Origin of the sequence: Streptomyces sp. NPDC096176 (genome assembly GCF_044763255.1) — a bacterium.
In the GTDB taxonomy this organism is placed as follows: Bacteria; Actinomycetota; Actinomycetes; order Streptomycetales; family Streptomycetaceae; genus Streptomyces.
Window position 1 is genome coordinate 346,246 of sequence record NZ_JBIWFV010000003.1, and the last position, 16,416, is coordinate 362,661.

Below are 16,416 nucleotides of genomic sequence, written 5' to 3' on the forward strand. Positions count from 1 at the left end.
CGAACAATGTGTGCTACTTCCTACCAGCCTGGGGCAGATTGTGCGGATCGGCCGCTCAGGAGCCGTCGACATCCCGCTGTTCGAGGGGCCGGACGGCCGGTCCCTGCAGTACGGAACCGTCGACGCCGAAGCGGGAACCGTGGCAGGGACACTCCCAGCTGCGCTCCGCCTCATTGAACGAGACCAGGCACCCCAGATGGGTGCAGCGGGCCGACACCGCGTGGCAGGTGCCGTCGTCGTCGCGGTACACGGCGCAGCGCCGGCCGTGCAGACGCACGACCGCACCGGTCCCCGGCTCGATCTCGGCGGCCGAGTCGACATGCGTCGTACGCAACCGGTCCCCGACGAAATGCCGTCCCACCTCCGCCTGCTGCGAGAGCATGGTGGGCGCCTCTCGCAGCGTGCTCCACATCCGCCGCGGGTCGTACAGGTCCGTCCACGGCGGCTTCACGGCGCAGATCAGACCGGAGAGCAGTCGCCCCGCGAGCACGCCGCTGCTCATGCCCCATCCGCCGAAGCCGGTCGCCACGTAGGTGTGCCGGGCGCCCGGGTGGAAGGGGCCGACGAGGGGCACGGTGTCGCTGGAGTCATTGTCCTGGGCGGCCCAGCGGTAGGCAGTCTCCTCCACGGCGAAGTGCGTGTGCATCCACTCGTCGAGGCGCTCGATCCGTTCGGGGACGTCCCCGGTACCGGGGGTGAAGTTCTCCCCGGTCACGATCAGCAGCCGGCGGCCGTCGCCCAGCGGGGCGGTGCGCACCGACCGTTTGCTGCCGTCCTCGCAGATGTACATTCCGTCCGGGTCCCGGTCCGCGGGCAGCGGTGCCGCCACGACCAGCTCGCGGCGAGGGGACATCCGGGCGAACAGCAGTGCACGGTCGAATACCGGGAAGTGCGTGGCGACGACGACGTCGCGGGCGAAAACAGTGCAGCCGCTCTCCGTCGTGAGCCGGCACGGACTGCCCTCGTGCAGCCCGGTGACCCGGGTCCGCTCATGGATCGTGCTGCCGTAGGCCGTGAGGTCGCGTGCCAGAGCGAGGAGATACTTGCGCGGGTGGAACTGCGCCTGCCCCTCCACCCGCACCGCCCCGGCCACCCAGAACGGCAGCCCGGTGTCCTCGACGTACGCCGCGTCCAGGCCCGCTTCGCGGGTGGCCTCCGCCTCCGCCTGCAGCGCAGAGCGCTGCGCCCCGTCGCGGGAGTAGACGTAGGAAGGGCGGCGTTCCAGTTCGCAGTCGATGCCGAGCGCCGCGGAGACCTCGGCCACGCGCTCGACGGCCTCCTGCTGGGAGTGTGCGTAGAGCCGGGCGCCCTCGGCGCCCCTGGTACGCCGCAGCCGGTCGTAGACCAGCCCGTGCTGTGACGTCACCTTCGCCGTCGTGAAACCCGTGACGCCCGCCGCGATCCGGTCCGCCTCGAGCACCACCACGGACCGGCCGCCTTCTCTGGTCAGTTCCCACGCCGTGCTCAGGCCGGCGATCCCGCCGCCGACGACGGCGACGTCGACGGTGAGGTCGCCGTCGAGCGGCGGGTAGGACGTGGTCTCGCTGGTGTGCATCCAGTGCGAATCCGTCGTGCGGATGGGCGGGTGCCCGGCCGCGTGCGGTGTCGTGTCTTGTGTCGTGCGCGGAGGAAGAGGGTCGTTGGACATGCGCTTCGAGTGCCCGGCCGCGGCCACTCGAAGCCTCCTTCCGATACGGCCGTACGGGGGACTGATGCGGCGCGGACCGGGTACCCGAGACCACAGAAATCCGGCAGCGCCCATGAACCTGGCGCCGTGAACCCGGCCGGTACCGAAGCCCCGAAGGAGTTGTCAGCCGTGGATACCCGGGCCGACACCGAAAGGATCCAGAGTCCCGTCCTTGAGCAGGAGCGGATACGCACCTGCAGACCCGCAGTGGTCACGCAAGGACGCGAACCCGACCGCACGTGGGAGACCGGCCCGGAGGCGAACATCGTCCGGGGCGAGGACTGATCCGCACTCGTCGTCACGCGTATGGGAGGCGCCAGCCATGGACGGAGCCGGACTCTCCGAACCGGAACGTCTGATCCTGGCCGAGATCGAACGGGATCTGCGCGCAGATCGGGCCCTGGACCGGCGACTGCGGACGATGAGCCCCGAACCGCCGCTCACGGGGGCCGGCCACCGAGTCCGGGCCCACGCTCTCGCCGCCGCCGTGAGCGTGCTGGCGGCCCTGACGCTCGTCCTCCTGGTGATGGCCGCCTCCAGCTCGTCACCCGGCCTGATCTGGGCGTTTGCCGCCACCTGGGCACTGACCCTGCTGGGGCTGCTCACGCTCGTATGCCGCTGGTCCAGGCGGCTGGCCGCGCGCAGGCGTGAGGCGGGCCGGAAACCCGCCTCCGGGCCGGCCTGAGCGGGCGGCCCGATGGGGATCGCGCCGAAAGGCCCCGGAGAGCGCCGGGAGAGTCGCGACGAGCGGCTCGATCGGCTGTGGGGTGAACTCCTGCGCGAGGTGCGGATCGCCCTCGCCGGGGTGCAGCTGCTCCTCGTCTTCCTGCTCGCGGTGGCGTTCACCCCGCTGTTCCCGCGCGCCGGTGAGGCCGACCGGATCATGTACGTGGTGAGCCTGCTCCTGGGAGCGGCCGCCACCGCAGCGCTCACGGCGCCCGTGAGCATGCACCGCATGACCCGCGGAGGGGAGACGAAGTACGAAGCCGTCAAGTGGGCGTCGCGTTTCACCCTCGCGGCGCTCGCGCTCTTCGTGGGCATGGGGACGCTCGCCATTCTGGTCGTGCTGCGCGCGGTCCCCGCGATAAGCGACACGACGGCGCTCGTGCTGACCGGGACGGTGGTGGGCGGACTCGTGCTCTGCTGGGTGGTGCCGGCGCTGCTCATGCGGCACCGCAGCGGCCCCGCCCCGTGACCTCGAGCCGCCCCGACCGGCCTGTTGCTCAGCCTTCGACGCTGGTCGCCCGGTGCGAGGAGCCAACCGGCTTCGATTCCGGGGAGCCGCGCTGGCGGAGGTAGACGGAGAGGATGACCATGGACGCGACCGCCAGCAGCTCCGACTGCCAGTTCTGCAGCGTGCGGTCCCAGAAGTCGGCGGAGAGCACGTACTGAGACCAGCTGAGCGGGGCCTGCAGCGTCCGCAGCTGTTCCGCGTTGTGCGCGGCCAGGCCGGCGATGGACTGGGCAGCCACGACAGGACGAAGATCGTGCCCATCACGGCGCCCAGCGAGCGCGAGTACAGCACCTGGCGCAGCCCGCCGGCGGAGGCCCACCGCGGCGAGTCGGGTCGGGCGTACTCGCCCATCCGCTGGTCATGTTCGGTCTCCGGACCCACCCTGTCGAGCTTCTTCGACTCGGGCGACCCTCGCTGGAGCAGCCAGACCGTCCCGAAGATGAACAGGAAGAACTGCAGATACTCCGACTGCCAGTTCTCGGTGACGTTCACCGCGAAATCGGACGAGGTCAGGTAGGCGCCGAAGCCGACCGGATGCAGGCCTTCGGTGACCAGCTCGTTCCCGTCCTGCGAACGCCTGTCCCAGGAGCGCCAGCAGGAACGCGGTGCCGAAGACCAGGGTGAGGCTGTTCTCCCTGAGGGTCCGCCGCAGGGAGCGCCCCCGATGCGTACCGGGTGCGGCCGTCACCGGTGCATCACTCCCACCGCGATGAAGTACGCCAGCCCGCAGACGGCGATCAGCAGACAAAGGACGAACAAGGTCCGCGTCATCCCGTCACCCCGTCATGCCCCCTTGACCAGGCACTTGTACGGCCGCCCCGTTCGGGGCTCGCACCCTGCCGCCGTGATCTTCCAGCCGTCCGGGAACGTCGAAAGGAAGAGGGTGTAGCCGCCGAGTACCACGCGGGCCTCCCCTCCGTACACATCCACCCGTCGGGTCGGTCCGCCGTCGGGCAGACCGGCGTCGGCGAGCGCCCGCGGACAGGCCGACTCCGCCGAGTCCTCCAGTTCCTCCACGGTGCCGGGGGCGAGCGCGGAGCAGGCCTCTCGCCGTCGCCCGCTTCCAGATCGGCCTCGAACCGCTCCACGGCGCGGGCGGCCGCGTCCTCGCGCTCTCCTACCGATACGCAGCCGCACAGCACCTTCCCGGCTGCCCCGGCTGTCAACAGGACGGGCCACCGGCGGATCGAACGTGACAACTCGCCTCCCGTGTGAGCAGGCACGAATGCCGCCGGCCGATGGGCCGGCGGCATTGTGGAGGAACAGGGCTCAGCCGCCGTGACCGCCGCTGCCGAAGGCGCCACCGCTCTCGTCGGAGTCACGGGGCGGCTTCTTCTCCTGCGCGGGGCGTGACCCCATGTTCCCGTAGCCGTGGAGCTCGTGAGGGGTCAGACGCCCCTCGACCACATGACCCTCGCTCGCATCGAACTCGTCGGGCTCCAGACGGCTCTCGAAGTGTGTCTGGTGGTCGGGCCGCTGCGGCTGCTCGTCTTCCCGCGGAGGCCGGTCGCGCCGCCGGCGCGCGCCCACCTGCCAGACGATCCACACGAGCAGCACCAGCAGTCCGATCACGATCAGACTGAAGACGATGACCGCGGGTGCCCCCTCGCCGGCCGCGAGGTCGACGCTGAGGTCCCCGGCCGTGGGGATGATAGTGACCATGCATACCGGGTACCCGTTTTGGCCGGTGTATCCGCGGGTGCCGAGGGTGACGCCTGAATGGACGCTCCTCCGGCGGCCACGCCCGCTCGCGCACGTCCTGGGCGGAGTGGACCTCGTCCTGCGCCCCGGCATCGTCGCCGCCTCGGCCGTCTACGCGATCCTGCTGCCGCGCTGCAGCGGCCGCCTCCGCGGACGCGTGCGCGTGAGCCGACCCGCCGGCGGGCGGATCGCGGAGCAGGGCGAGCTGCGGGCGGACCCCGGACGGCGCCGGTCGGCGTCCTTCTTCCGGACGCCTCGCCCCGTCAGCGGGCCGTCGCGCCGCCGGCAGGAGCGGTACTCTCCCGCTCGATGAGCTCGGGGAGGGGCACCTGAACGGAGCGGGCTGCTCCGCCGTCCAGCAGGGCGGTGAGCTCCTGTGCGGCGATCCGCCCGAAGACGACCGGGTCCCTCGAGAGCGCGGTCAGGAAGGGGTGGACCATTCGGCACAGCACGGAGTCCTCCCACGACACGATCGACACATCGGCGGGAACGGAGAGACCGAGGCCGGTCACAACGGCCGCCCCGGCCGCGGCCATCACGTCGTTGTCGTACACGAGCGCGGTGGGCTGCGTGCCCGTGGTGAGGACCCCGCGGGTCACGGCGGCGCCTTCGGTGTCCGAGTAGTCGGTGGTCACGGAGCGGACCTCGGCCAGGCCGCGGCGGTCCGCCTCGGCGCGAAGGGAGCGGATACGGCGGTCGGTGTGCGCGAGCGAGGGAAGCCCCGCGATGTGCACAATGCGCCGGTGGCCCAGCTCGTGCAGCCGGCCGACGAGGAAGGCCATGGCCCCGGCGTCGTCCGCCCGCACCTCGGACAGGTCGGGGTGTGCCTCGGGGAGGCTGCCGATGACGACCCCCGGCAGACCCAGCTCGTTCAGCAGCCCCGGCCGGGGGTCGTCGGTGCGGGGGTCGACGACCAGTACACCGTCGACGCGGTGCTCCGCCCACCAGCGCCGATAGACCGCGCACTCGGCTTCGACGTCCTCCACCACCTGGAACAGCAGGCCCAACTGGCGCTCGGCCAGCACTTCCTGGATGCCGGAGATCAGCTGAAGAAAGAACGAGTCCACGCCCAGGGTCCTGGCGGGCCGCGCGACGACCAGCCCGACCGTGGCGGCGCCTTCGCCGGACAGGGCCCGGGCCGCGGTGCTCGGCCGCCAGCCGAGCTGCTCGGCGACGCGGCGGACCCGGTCACGGGTGATCTCCGAGACGCCCGGGCGGTCGTTGAGCGCGAACGAGACGGCGCTCTCCGAGACCCCGGCGCGCCGGGCGATGTCCTTCATCGTGGGCCGTCGCGCGGGAGCGCGCCGGACCGGTGAGGTGTCTTTGGCGGACGGGGTGTTGGCAGTCACCCGGACCCCTTCTTCCGTTGTTCCCCGTGCCCGTCGGCGTACCGGGCCGTGAGCATCCTATGGCCTGCGCCGGATGGCCTGGATCAGTCGACGGGTGCACTAATGCGCTTGAGTTGTATCAGGCTAAAGCGCATTAGTCTTTCGAGCAAGAGGTGGATAGTACTGCCTCTGAGCTGCGTATATGTCGGCACGATGGAATTGAGGCGTCGAATCTGTTGACTTTCTTCGGCTGTGCAATGCAAGGTCTGCTGGGCATACGGCAGTCGACCGCCCCGGGTCGACCGCCCCGCAACGTGGCCGCCGTCCCTCTTACGCGTCTTGTCCGAGCAAAGGAGCCGTTCACCGTGCGCATCAACCGCCGGGCAGTCGCCGCTGCCGCCGTCATCGCCGTCGTGCTGCCGCTGAGTGCCTGCGGCGGTTCCGGTTCCGCCTCCTCCGACGCCTCCGGCAAGGTCGAAGGGAAGATCACCTTCCAGACCTGGAACCTCCAGGCCAACTTCAAGGACTACTTCAACGGCGTCATCGCCGACTTCGAGAAGCAGCATCCCGGCACTGAGGTGAAGTGGGTCGACCGGCCCGCGGAGGGGTACGCGGACAAGATCAGCGCCGACGCCGCAGGCGGCACCCTGCCCGACGTCGTCAACGTCTCGCCGGACCTGGTCGCCCCGCTCGCGAAAGCGGGCCTCGCGCTCGACCTGGACAAGGCGGCGCCGCAGTACAGGAAGGAGTATCTGCCGGGCGCCTGGCAGGCGCACGAGATACCGGGCGTGGAGGGGACGTACGCCTTCCCCTGGTACCTCAACACCGGCCCGCTCTTCTACAACAAGCGTCTGTTCAAGGACGCCGGCCTCGACGCGGACAAGCCGCCGACGACGTACGACGAACTCTTCGACGCCGGGCTGAAGCTGGCGGAGAAGAGTGACGGCAAGGTCGCCACCCTCGCCAACGTTCCCACCGTCGAGGACTTCGGCCGCTACGGCGTCCCGTTGATGAACGCCGACGGCACCGGCTTCGCCTTCAACGACGCGAAGGGCGTCGAACTGCTCTCCCACTACAAGGAGTTGTACGACGCCAAGGCCCTCGACCCGCAGGCGCTGACCGCGACCCCGGAGTCCGCCGGGCACAAGTTCCTCACCGAGTCCGTGGCCATGAACCCGGGCAGCGCGCTTGATCTCGGCAACTTCAAGAAGCAGGCTCCGAGCCTCTACAAGAACATCGGCATCACCGACCAGATCACCAGCACCGGCAAGGCCAACATGTACGTCATGGGCGTGATGGTGAACGCGCAGAGCAACCAGAAGCCCGCCGCCGTGGCCTTCGCGCACTTCGTCACCGACGCGACCCGGCAGATGGATTTCGCCAAGCAGGTCGCCATCTTCCCCAGCACTGCCGGCTCGCTCGACAACGCGTACTTCACCGAGGAGGACGGCAGCGACGAGACCCGGGTGCGGGTGGCGGCGGCCAAGTCCCTGAAGACCGCGGTCAACTACACGCCCGTGCTGTTCAGCGAGCAGATGAAGACTGAGCTGCGCAACGCGGTCGCCCGTGCCCTGCAGGGCAAGGAGAGCCCGAAGGAAGCACTTGACAACGCTGTCAAGGCGTGTGACCGCCTTCTCGGGCAGAGTTGATCGACCCCTGCCATGAAGACTTCCACCGCCTCCCGGACGATTCCGTCCGCTGACGTCACGACCGGCCCGGCGAGCGCGAGCCCTACGCCCACGGACCGCCGTCCCGCCTCCGGTATCCGGCGCCATCTGCCGTCCAGTCCCTGGCTGTTCGCGGCGCCCGGACTGCTGGTGGTCGGAGCGTTCAGCCTGTACCCCTTCCTCAGCACGCTGTTCAACGCGTTCACCGACCGGCGCACCCTCGTCCCCGGCGAGTTCGTGGGTCTCGCCAACTTCCGCGAACTCCTCGGCGACGAGATGTTCTGGATCGGCCTGCGCAACAGCAGCCTGTACGTCCTCGGTGTGGTGCCCGCGCTGGTGATCCTGCCGCTGCTGCTGGCGATGCTCGTGCAGCGCCACGTACCCGGCATCGCCTTCTTCCGCTCCGCCTTCTACACGCCGGTCGTGGCGTCGATCGTCGTGGTGGGTCTGATCTGGGTGTGGATGCTGGACGACCGTGGTCTGGTCAACGCGGTGCTGGAGGCGGTGGGGGTCGGACGGATCGGCTTCCTCAGCGACCAGTGGCTTCTGCTGCTGAGCGCGATGGGCGTCACGGTCTGGAAGGGCCTCGGCTACTACATGATCATCTATCTGGCCGCGCTGGCGAACGTGCCCCGCGAGCTCCACGAGGCCGCCGCCGTCGACGGCGCGGGACCCGTCCGCCGCTTCTTCACCGTCACCGTCCCCGCCGTCCGCTCCACGATGGTCCTCGTCGGGGCGCTCTCGTCGGTCGCCGCGTTCAAGGTGTTCTCCGAGGTCTATCTGATGGCCGGGCCCAGCGGCGGTCCCGCCGGCGAGGACACCACACTCGTGATGCTCGTCCAGCGCGTCGGCACGGGGCTGTCCGGCCGCGTCGGCTACGCCTCCGCGATCTCCGTCGTGGTGTTCGTCGTCACCGTCGCGCTGATGCTGCTCGTGCTGCGCGCCGACCGCAAGGAGGACGCGTGAGCGTCATCAACGTCACCGACGCCGACGGCAAGCGGATCCCGCCCCTCCAGCTCGTGCTGTGCTACGTACTGCTGCTGGCCGTACTCGCCCTGACCGTGGGCCCGTTCCTGTGGCAACTGTCCACTTCGCTCAAGGGCCCGCACGAGGACATCTTCAGCTCGCCGCCCATATTCCTGCCCGGCGAGCCGACCCTCGACAACTACTCCCGCGTCGCCGAGACCATCCCCGTCTGGGACTACGCGTTCAACTCGCTGAAGGTCGCCACCGCCAACGTCGTCACCAACTGCGTCGGTGCGGCGCTCGCCGGCTACGCACTGGCACGGATGCGCTACCGGGGCCGGCGGGCCGCCACCCTGGCGTTCATTCTCGCCATGCTCGTCCCCGTCGAGGGCATCATCATCGCCCAGTTCACCACCATGCGGGATCTCGGTCTCAACAACACCCTGCTCGGCGTGCTGCTGCCCGGGTCCATCGGCGCCATGAACGTGCTGCTGATGCGCAACGCCTTCCTGAACCTGCCGCACGAGGTGGAGGAGGCGGCGTACGTCGACGGGGCCAATGTCTGGCAGCGGTTCCTGCGGATCGCGCTGCCCTCCGTCAAGGGCACCCTCGCCGTGGTCGCGATCTTCGCCTTCATGGGCGCCTGGGACGACTTCCTGTGGCCCCTGATCGTGCTCAGCGACCCGGAGAACTTCACCCTCACCATCGGCCTCAACTACCTGCACGGCACCTTCGCCAACGACGAACGCCTCGTCGCCGCGGGCACCATCATCGCCGTGCTCCCGCTGATCGTCCTCTTCGCCTGCCTCCAGCGGTTCTTCTTCCGCGGAGTCGGCGAGGGCGCCGTCAAGGGCTGACGCACGCACCGGAAGCCCACGAGACCTTGGACATCGCCACCCCATGAGCCGCACCCCAAGCCCCACCCAACTGCGCTTCGGCGCCAACTACACGCCCAGCCAAGGCTGGTTCCACCACTGGCTGGACTTCGACCTCGACGACGTACGTGCCGATCTCGACTCGATCGCCGGCCTCGGCCTCGACCACATCCGGGTCTTCCCGCTCTGGCCGCTCTTCCAGCCCAACCGCACCCTCATCCGTCCCCGTGCGGTCGAACAGCTCGTCCAGCTCGCCGACGCGGCCGCCGAACGGGGCCTCGACGTCAACGTCGACGGCCTCCAGGGCCATCTGTCCAGCTTCGACTTCCTGCCCGCGTGGACGCAGACCTGGCACCGGCGCAACATCTTCACCGACCCCGACGTCGTCTCCGGGCAGGCCGAGTACCTGCGGACCCTCGCCGCCGCGCTCGCCGACCGGCCCAACTTCCTCGGCATGACCATCGGCAACGAGATCGCGCAGTTCGCCGCCGGACCCCACCCCGACCCGGACGGTGTCACCCCCCACCAGGCCGGCCGCTGGCTCACCCGCCTCCTGGACGCCTGCGAGACGAGCGCACCCGGCCGGATGCATCTGCACGCCGAGTACGACGCCTCCTGGTACCAGGACGACCAGCCGTTCACCCCCGCGCACGCCGCCCGGATCGGCGCCGTCACCGCCGTGCACTCCTGGGTGTTCAACGGCACCGCCCAGCGCCACGGCCGCACCGCCGTCGCCACCGAGCACCACGCCGCGTACCTCATCGAGCTGTCCAAGGCCTGGGCGCTCCAGCCGCATCGCCCCGTGTGGCTCCAGGAAGTGGGCGCACCCGCACCGCACATCCCGGCCGAGCACGCCGCCGCCTTCACCGAGGCGACCGTCGCGAACGCGCTCGACTGCCCGGACGTGTGGGGCGTGACCTGGTGGTGCTCCCACGACGTGTCCCGCTCCCTCGCCGACTTCCCGGAACTGGAATACGGCCTGGGCCTGTTGACCAACGACCGGCAGCCCAAGCCGGCCGGCCGGGCCATCGCCCGGATCGTCGAGGAACGGCGCGGCCGCGAGCACCGGCCGGCCCCCCGCACCTGCGCCCTCGTCGTCGACGCGGGCGACGACGACACCGCGCCCCGCCGCTCGGTCTGCGGCCCCGGCGGCCCGGTCTTCGAGGCCTTCGCCCGGCTCACCGCCGACGGCGCCCGTCCCACCACCGTGCTCGCGAGCCGCGCCGACGACACGGAGCACCTCGCCGCGCGGGGCATCACCGAGGTGGTCACCCCCGAACAGGCCGGTCTCCGCGGAGAACCGGCCGCCCGCACCGCACCGTAAGCCGTCCACGACACGATACGGAGCACACGTCATGGCCCCCCGACCCAGCAGACGAGCCGTCCTCATGGCATCCGCCGCGGCGGCCCTCACCCCGGTCCTCGCGCCGGGCACGGCCGTCGCCGTGAGGAAGCACGCGCTCGGCGCGCCGTACGCCTCCTACTGGTACCCGGACTCGTTCCCCGCCGGCAGCCCAGGTGAGGGCATCACATGGCGCAGCCTGAAGACTTGGCGCGCCGAGGACGACACCGACCTCGCGTTCAACAAGGCGGCCGTCCCGCTCGCGCGCCGGTTCACCCCGATGCCCGCGAACGCAGCGGCCCGCGCCGGGCAGGCCCGCATCCAGTCCCTGGTCTCCTTCGCGCCCACGGCCGCCAACCCGTCCCAGGGAGCACCGACCGCCGACTACTACGCCACCACCCACTGGGGTTACGTCGACGAACTCGTCTTCTGGGGCGGCTCGTCGGGCGAAGGCCTGGTCCTCGCCCCCAACGCCCCCGTCGTGGACGCCGCCCACCGCCACGGCGTTCCCGTACTCGGCAGCGTCTTCCTGCCACCCGTTGCGTACGGCGGCGATCTGCGCTGGACCCGGGACCTCGTGCAGAAGGACTCCTTCGGCCGGTTCCCCATCGCCGAGCGGCTGGTCGCGGTCGCGACGGCGTACGGCTTCGACGGTTGGTTCGTCAACGCGGAGACCGGCAGCGGCGACAGCGCCCTCGCCGCGGCCATGCGCGGCTTCGTCGCGGAACTCAAGCGGCTCGGCACGGCGAAGGGCCTCCGGGTCACCTGGTACGACTCGATGACGGTGAACGGCTCCGTGAACTGGCAGGGTGCACTCAACGAGCGGAACCGGCCGTTCTTCGAGGCGGCCGACTCCATGTTCGTCGACTTCCGCTGGTCGCGTTCCTCGTTGGCATCCTCGGGGCAGCATGCGCAGCAACTGGGCCGGAACCGCTACGAGTTGTGGGCCGGCGTCGATGTCGAGGCAAGCGGCTGGAACAAGTCCGTCGACTGGGACGCGATCATCCCCGAGAGCGGCGACGACATCGTCTCCGTGGGCTTGTACCGGCCGGAATGGACCCGCAACCACCTGCCCGCCGGTCGCACCCCGGAACAATTCCACGCCGCCGACGACCGTTTCTGGGGCGGCCGTTCGCTCGACCCGTCGAAGCCCGACGCCGACGACAGCTGGCGGGCGCCGGCGCTCTCCGTCGCAGACCGCTCCACCGTCGACAGCGTGCCGTTCGCCACCGTGTTCAACACCGGTCACGGGTTGCGCTGGTACGAGCAGGGCCGGGTGGCCTCGGACCGCCAGTGGAACCACCTGGGCCTTCAGGACCGCATGCCCTCGCGCCAGTGGGTCGTGCGCACCGAAGGCGACCGCCCGGCGGTCGGCTTCGACTTCGGCGACGCCTGGCACGGCGGCAGCAGCCTCCTCGTCGACGGTTCCGCCGACGCGCCCGTCACCGTCGACCTGTACGCGACCCGGCTGCCGGTGGGTGCGGACACCGTCGTCGAGTTCACCCACCGCGCGGAGGCAGGCCAGGTCACCGTCGAACTAGCCGTCGCCACCGCCGAACCCGCAGCGCCGGGCGAGCCCCACCCGTACACGTATCTGCCGGTGGGCAGCGCCGGGACAGGCTGGACCACGGAGACCGTACGGCTCAGCGGCCTGTCCGGGACGGTGCAGGCCCTCGGCGTACGCATCACCGGAGCCGGCGCCGTGAAGTGGCGACTGGGCGCGCTCGCCGTGCGCGCCGGCGCGGCGGCGAGCCCCACGGCCCCGACCGCCCTGCGGATCACCGACGCGCCCGGCGCCGGACTGCGCCTCGCCTGGCAGGGCTCCGCCGGAGCCGCCCGCCACTACACGCTGCACCGTCTGCTGCCGGACGGGACACGGCGCTTCCTCGGCGCGACGTGCCAGCGGGCCTTCTGGGCAGCGGGCCTCGCGCCCGAACAGGGCGAACGCTCGGCGCGATTCGAAGTGCGCGCCGTGGGGGAGCTCTACACCGCGTCCACCGCCGCGACAGCCGTCCATCCCTGGTAACCCGAACCCGCAAGAATCCCGGAGTGCCCCTCATGCATGACGACCGCACCCTCGTCGAAGCCCGCCTCAAGCGTGTCCTCGACGAACGCATCCGACCCGCCGTGTATCCCGAGTCCGTGCCGCTCGACGTCGCCGTGTGGAACGCACCCGGCGAGCCCGTACCGGTCGCCGAGGGACTCGCCGCCGTGCCGGAGCCGGTCGCGGTGGGCGACATGTGGGGTGCCCCGTGGGGCACCAGCTGGTTCACCGTCACCGGCACGGTGCCCCACGAGTGGGCGGGCCGGACGGTCGAGGCGCTCCTCGACCTCGGCTTCGACGAGAACATGCCCGGCTTCCAGTGCGAAGGCCTCGTGTACCGCCCCGACGGCACCCCGGTGAAGGGCCTCAACCCGCGCAACCAGTGGGTCCGCATCGGCGCACCGGCGGCAGGGGGTGAAGAGGTACGGCTGCACATCGAGGCGGCGTCCAACCCCGTGATCCTCGACTACCACCCCTTCGTGCCGACGCGACTCGGCGACAGGGCGACCGCGGGCAGCGACCCGCAGTACAAGCTCACCCGCATGGATCTCGCCGTCTTCGACGAGACCGTGTGGCAGCTCGTCCTCGACCTGGAGGTGCTCGGCGAGCTGATGCACGAACTGCCCGCCGACGGCGCCCGCCGCCACGACATCCTGCGCGCCGTCGGCCGGGCCCTCGACCACGTCGACCTGCAGGACGTCAACGGCACAGCCGCCGCCGCCCGCGCCCAGCTCGCCAAGGTCCTCGCCACCCCCGCACAGCCCTCCGCGCACCGCATCAGCGCCGTCGGCCACGCCCACATCGACTCGGCCTGGCTGTGGCCGCTGCGCGAAACCGTGCGCAAGGTCGCCCGTACCACCTCCAACATGACGGCCCTGCTGGAGGACGAACCCGACTTCGTCTTCGCGATGTCCCAGGCCCAGCAGTTCGCCTGGATCAAGGACCACCGGCCCGAGGTCTGGGCCAAGGTGAAGAAGGCGGTCACGGACGGCAGGTTCGTGCCGTCGGGCGGCATGTGGGTCGAGTCCGACACCAACATGCCCGGCTCGGAGGCGATGGCCCGTCAGTTCGTCCACGGAAAGCGGTTCTTCCTTGAGGAATTCGGCATCGAGAACGACGAGGCATGGCTGCCCGACACCTTCGGGTTCGCCGCAGGGCTGCCGCAGATCATCAAGGCCGCCGGCTCCAAGTGGCTTCTGACACAGAAGATCTCGTGGTCGCAGACGAACAAGTTCCCCCACCACACCTTCCAGTGGGAAGGCATCGACGGCACCCGGATCTTCACCCACTTCCCGCCCGTCGACACCTACAACTGCTCCATGAAGGGAAGCGAGATCGCCCACGCGGCGAAGAACTTCAAGGACAAGGGCGTCGCCAGGCACTCGCTCGCCCCCACCGGCTGGGGCGACGGCGGCGGCGGCACGACCCGCGAGATGGTCGCCAAGGCGGCGCGCCTCCGGGACCTCGAGGGCTCCGCGACCGTGAAGTGGGAGACCCCGGGGGAGTTCTTCACCAAGGCGCAGGCCGAATACCCGAATCCTCCCGTGTGGGTCGGCGAGCTCTACCTGGAGCTGCACCGCGCGACCCTCACCAGCCAGGCGAAGACCAAGCAGGGCAACCGGCGCAGCGAGCACCTGCTGCGCGAGGCCGAACTGTGGGCGGCGACCGCCGCCGTACGGACCGGGGCCGACTACCCGTACCAGCAGTTGGACCGGATCTGGAAGACGGTGCTGCTGCACCAGTTCCACGACATCCTGCCCGGCTCCTCCATCGCATGGGTGCACCGCGAGGCCGAGAAGACCTACGCGGCCGTGGCCGCCGAACTGAACGAGATCATCGACGCCGCCCAGCGCGCCCTCGCCGGTGCCCCCGCCTCCGGCGGCGAGCTGGTGTTCAACTCCGCCCCGCACGAGCGTCACGGCGTGGCGGCCGGGGCCGCGGCCGTCGCCGCCCCCGGCGGCAGTGCCCAGCTGACCGAGCGTGCGGCCGGCGGCTTCGTCCTCGACAACGGCCTGCTCCAGGTCGAGATCGACGCCCGCGGCCTGGTCGTCTCGGTGTACGACATCGGCGCGGAACGCGAGACCGTCGCCCCCGGCCGGGCCGCCAACCTGCTCCAGATCCATCCCGACTTCCCCAACATGTGGGACGCCTGGGACGTCGACGAGTTCTACCGCAACACCGTCACCGACCTCACCGACGCCGACGAGGTCACCGTCGCCGGCTCGGCTTCCGCCGCGGTGCGCGTGGTGCGCAGCTTCGGAGACTCGAGGGTCACCCAGGTGCTCACCCTCCCCGCCGGCGCCAAGCGCCTCGACATCGACACCGAGGTCGACTGGCACGAGACGGAGAAGTTCCTCAAGGCGTCCTTCCCGCTGGACATCCACGCCGAGCGGTACGCCTCGGAGACCCAGTTCGGCCACTTCCACCGGGCCACCCACACCAACACCAGCTGGGAAGCGGCCAAGTTCGAGGCCTGCAACCACCGCTTCGTCCACATGGAGGAGCCCGGCTGGGGCGTCGCCCTCGTCAACGACTCGACCTACGGGCATGACGTCACACGCACCGTACGGGCGGCTGACTCCGGCACCACGACGACCCTGCGGGTGTCCCTGCTGCGCGCCCCGCGATTCCCCGACCCGGAGACCGACCAGGGCGTTCACCGCTTCCGCCACGCTCTCGTGCCCGGCGCCTCGATCGGCGACGCGGTGCGGGAGGGCTACCGCATCAACCTGCCCGAGCGCCGCGTCGGCGGCGACACGGATGTCGCACCGCTGGTCACGGTCGACAACGACGCGGTGGTCGTCAGCGCGGTGAAGCTCGCCGACGACGGGAGCGGCGACGTGGTGGTGCGCCTCTACGAATCCACAGGCGGCCGGGCGCGGGCCCGGGTGGTCCCGGGCTTCCCCGCCGGTGCGGTGGCCGCGACGGACCTGCTGGAGCGCCCTCTCACGGACGTGGCACAGCCCGAACCGCACGGTGGTTCCATCGATGTGACCCTGCGCCCGTTCGAGCTGGTCACCCTGCGGCTGGTCCGCGCGTCCTGACGGAGGCGGCGGCCGCTCTGCGGGTGTCCGGCCTGGACGTCCCCTCAGACGGGGCTCCTGCCCGCCGTGCGCATCCGCAGGTAGGCATAGACGCATCCTGCGAGCGCCAGGTCGGACAGGAGCATCAGCCCGATCGCGTACGACCCCTTCGTGCTGTAGACGGCGCCCATGATCAGGGGCGGCAGGAAGCCGCCGAGTCCACCCATCGCGCCGACGATGCCGGTGACGCTGCCGACCTGCGCCTGCGGCGTGACTCTGGAAAGGAAGATGGCGCCGCTCGCGGTGCCCAGGCCGGCCGCCATCGCGAGGAAGGCGATGGTGCCGATCCAGAACAGCGGTGGGTCGAAGGCCACGACGATGGCGAAGACCGCGACGACGGCGAGGGCCCAGGCGGTGACGACCACCATGACGGCGAGCGCCACGGCGACGGCGATGAACGGCAGGTTCTCCCCGCGTTGGTGGATGCGCGGGGTGAAGAAGCCCGACAGGGCGACGCCGCCGGTGCCCGTACCGGATGCAAGGGGACAC

General features: G+C 70.6%; 13 protein-coding genes and 2 pseudogenes. 9 read left to right on the plus strand and 6 right to left on the minus strand.

Going from position 1 to position 16,416, the window contains the following annotated elements:
- Positions 1-55: 55 nt before the first annotated feature.
- Positions 56-1,555: an FAD-dependent oxidoreductase gene (locus ACIQ7Q_RS10250; protein ID WP_403858593.1), complete on the minus strand. Its 1,500-nt coding sequence runs from the start codon at positions 1,553-1,555 to the stop codon at positions 56-58.
- A gap of 261 nt (positions 1,556-1,816) precedes the next feature.
- Here ACIQ7Q_RS10250 and ACIQ7Q_RS10255 point away from each other — a divergent pair, with 261 nt between their 5' ends.
- From ACIQ7Q_RS10255 to ACIQ7Q_RS10265, 3 genes are read left to right on the plus strand one after another with little or no spacing between them, the layout of a single operon-like run.
- A complete protein-coding gene (locus ACIQ7Q_RS10255; protein WP_403858595.1) occupies positions 1,817-1,972 on the plus strand; it encodes a hypothetical protein in 156 nt (51 codons plus the stop codon).
- A 37-nt stretch (positions 1,973-2,009) separates the two neighbouring features.
- Positions 2,010-2,372 (plus strand): DUF3040 domain-containing protein, encoded by a 363-nt coding sequence (locus ACIQ7Q_RS10260; protein ID WP_403858597.1) that lies wholly within the window; start codon positions 2,010-2,012, stop codon positions 2,370-2,372.
- A gap of 12 nt (positions 2,373-2,384) precedes the next feature.
- The gene (locus ACIQ7Q_RS10265; RefSeq protein WP_403858599.1) at positions 2,385-2,882 is read left to right on the plus strand and encodes a DUF6328 family protein; all 498 of its coding nucleotides are present in this window, start codon (positions 2,385-2,387) and stop codon (positions 2,880-2,882) included.
- 28 nt (positions 2,883-2,910) lie between these two features.
- Here ACIQ7Q_RS10265 and ACIQ7Q_RS10270 read toward each other — a convergent pair.
- The 4 genes and pseudogenes from ACIQ7Q_RS10270 to ACIQ7Q_RS10285 form a co-directional block, all read right to left on the minus strand.
- A pseudogene (locus ACIQ7Q_RS10270) lies at positions 2,911-3,587 on the minus strand (DUF6766 family protein).
- Positions 3,588-3,704: 117 nt separating this feature from the next.
- Positions 3,705-3,938 carry a hypothetical protein gene (locus ACIQ7Q_RS10275; RefSeq protein WP_403858601.1) on the minus strand — a complete coding sequence of 78 codons (234 nt, stop codon included), beginning with the start codon at positions 3,936-3,938 and terminating at the stop codon, positions 3,705-3,707.
- A gap of 252 nt (positions 3,939-4,190) precedes the next feature.
- Positions 4,191-4,583: a DUF6479 family protein gene (locus ACIQ7Q_RS10280; RefSeq protein WP_403858603.1), complete on the minus strand. Its 393-nt coding sequence runs from the start codon at positions 4,581-4,583 to the stop codon at positions 4,191-4,193.
- Positions 4,584-4,885: 302 nt separating this feature from the next.
- Positions 4,886-5,902 (minus strand): LacI family DNA-binding transcriptional regulator, encoded by a 1,017-nt coding sequence (locus ACIQ7Q_RS10285; protein WP_403859168.1) that lies wholly within the window; start codon positions 5,900-5,902, stop codon positions 4,886-4,888.
- Positions 5,903-6,315: 413 nt separating this feature from the next.
- On the opposite strand from ACIQ7Q_RS10285, the gene ACIQ7Q_RS10290 reads away from it, so the two are divergent.
- From ACIQ7Q_RS10290 to ACIQ7Q_RS10315, 6 genes are read left to right on the plus strand one after another with little or no spacing between them, the layout of a single operon-like run.
- Positions 6,316-7,599, plus strand: a complete 1,284-nt coding sequence (locus ACIQ7Q_RS10290) for an ABC transporter substrate-binding protein (RefSeq protein ID WP_403858605.1) — start codon at positions 6,316-6,318, stop codon at positions 7,597-7,599.
- A 12-nt stretch (positions 7,600-7,611) separates the two neighbouring features.
- Positions 7,612-8,583: a carbohydrate ABC transporter permease gene (locus ACIQ7Q_RS10295; protein ID WP_403858607.1), complete on the plus strand. Its 972-nt coding sequence runs from the start codon at positions 7,612-7,614 to the stop codon at positions 8,581-8,583.
- Positions 8,580-9,440, plus strand: coding sequence for a carbohydrate ABC transporter permease (locus ACIQ7Q_RS10300; RefSeq protein ID WP_403858609.1), 861 nt, complete (start codon positions 8,580-8,582; stop codon positions 9,438-9,440). Before ACIQ7Q_RS10295 ends, ACIQ7Q_RS10300 begins: the two co-directional genes overlap by 4 nt.
- Before the next feature lie 43 nt (positions 9,441-9,483).
- Positions 9,484-10,782: a glycosyl hydrolase gene (locus ACIQ7Q_RS10305; RefSeq protein ID WP_403858611.1), complete on the plus strand. Its 1,299-nt coding sequence runs from the start codon at positions 9,484-9,486 to the stop codon at positions 10,780-10,782.
- A 31-nt stretch (positions 10,783-10,813) separates the two neighbouring features.
- Entirely contained in the window at positions 10,814-12,826 is a 2,013-nt protein-coding gene (locus ACIQ7Q_RS10310; protein WP_403858613.1) for an endo-beta-N-acetylglucosaminidase, read from the plus strand.
- A 32-nt stretch (positions 12,827-12,858) separates the two neighbouring features.
- Positions 12,859-15,888 (plus strand): alpha-mannosidase, encoded by a 3,030-nt coding sequence (locus ACIQ7Q_RS10315; protein ID WP_403858615.1) that lies wholly within the window; start codon positions 12,859-12,861, stop codon positions 15,886-15,888.
- Positions 15,889-15,932: 44 nt separating this feature from the next.
- Here the strand turns inward: ACIQ7Q_RS10315 and ACIQ7Q_RS10320 are convergent.
- Positions 15,933-16,400: pseudogene (locus ACIQ7Q_RS10320) on the minus strand (hypothetical protein); the annotation flags it as partial.
- Positions 16,401-16,416: the final 16 nt, after the last annotated feature.

Bases quoted from the DNA above. Each gene is read 5' to 3' on its own strand.
- ACIQ7Q_RS10250 (WP_403858593.1), bottom strand. From the start codon at position 1,555: ATGCACACCAGCGAGACCACGTCCTACCCGCCGCTCGACGGCGACCTC.
- ACIQ7Q_RS10260 (WP_403858597.1), top strand. From the start codon at position 2,010: ATGGACGGAGCCGGACTCTCCGAACCGGAACGTCTGATCCTGGCCGAG.
- ACIQ7Q_RS10265 (WP_403858599.1), top strand. From the start codon at position 2,385: ATGGGGATCGCGCCGAAAGGCCCCGGAGAGCGCCGGGAGAGTCGCGAC.
- ACIQ7Q_RS10280 (WP_403858603.1), bottom strand. From the start codon at position 4,583: ATGGTCACTATCATCCCCACGGCCGGGGACCTCAGCGTCGACCTCGCG.
- ACIQ7Q_RS10285 (WP_403859168.1), bottom strand. From the start codon at position 5,902: ATGAAGGACATCGCCCGGCGCGCCGGGGTCTCGGAGAGCGCCGTCTCG.
- ACIQ7Q_RS10295 (WP_403858607.1), top strand. From the start codon at position 7,612: ATGAAGACTTCCACCGCCTCCCGGACGATTCCGTCCGCTGACGTCACG.
- ACIQ7Q_RS10305 (WP_403858611.1), top strand. From the start codon at position 9,484: ATGAGCCGCACCCCAAGCCCCACCCAACTGCGCTTCGGCGCCAACTAC.
- ACIQ7Q_RS10310 (WP_403858613.1), top strand. From the start codon at position 10,814: ATGGCCCCCCGACCCAGCAGACGAGCCGTCCTCATGGCATCCGCCGCG.
- ACIQ7Q_RS10315 (WP_403858615.1), top strand. From the start codon at position 12,859: ATGCATGACGACCGCACCCTCGTCGAAGCCCGCCTCAAGCGTGTCCTC.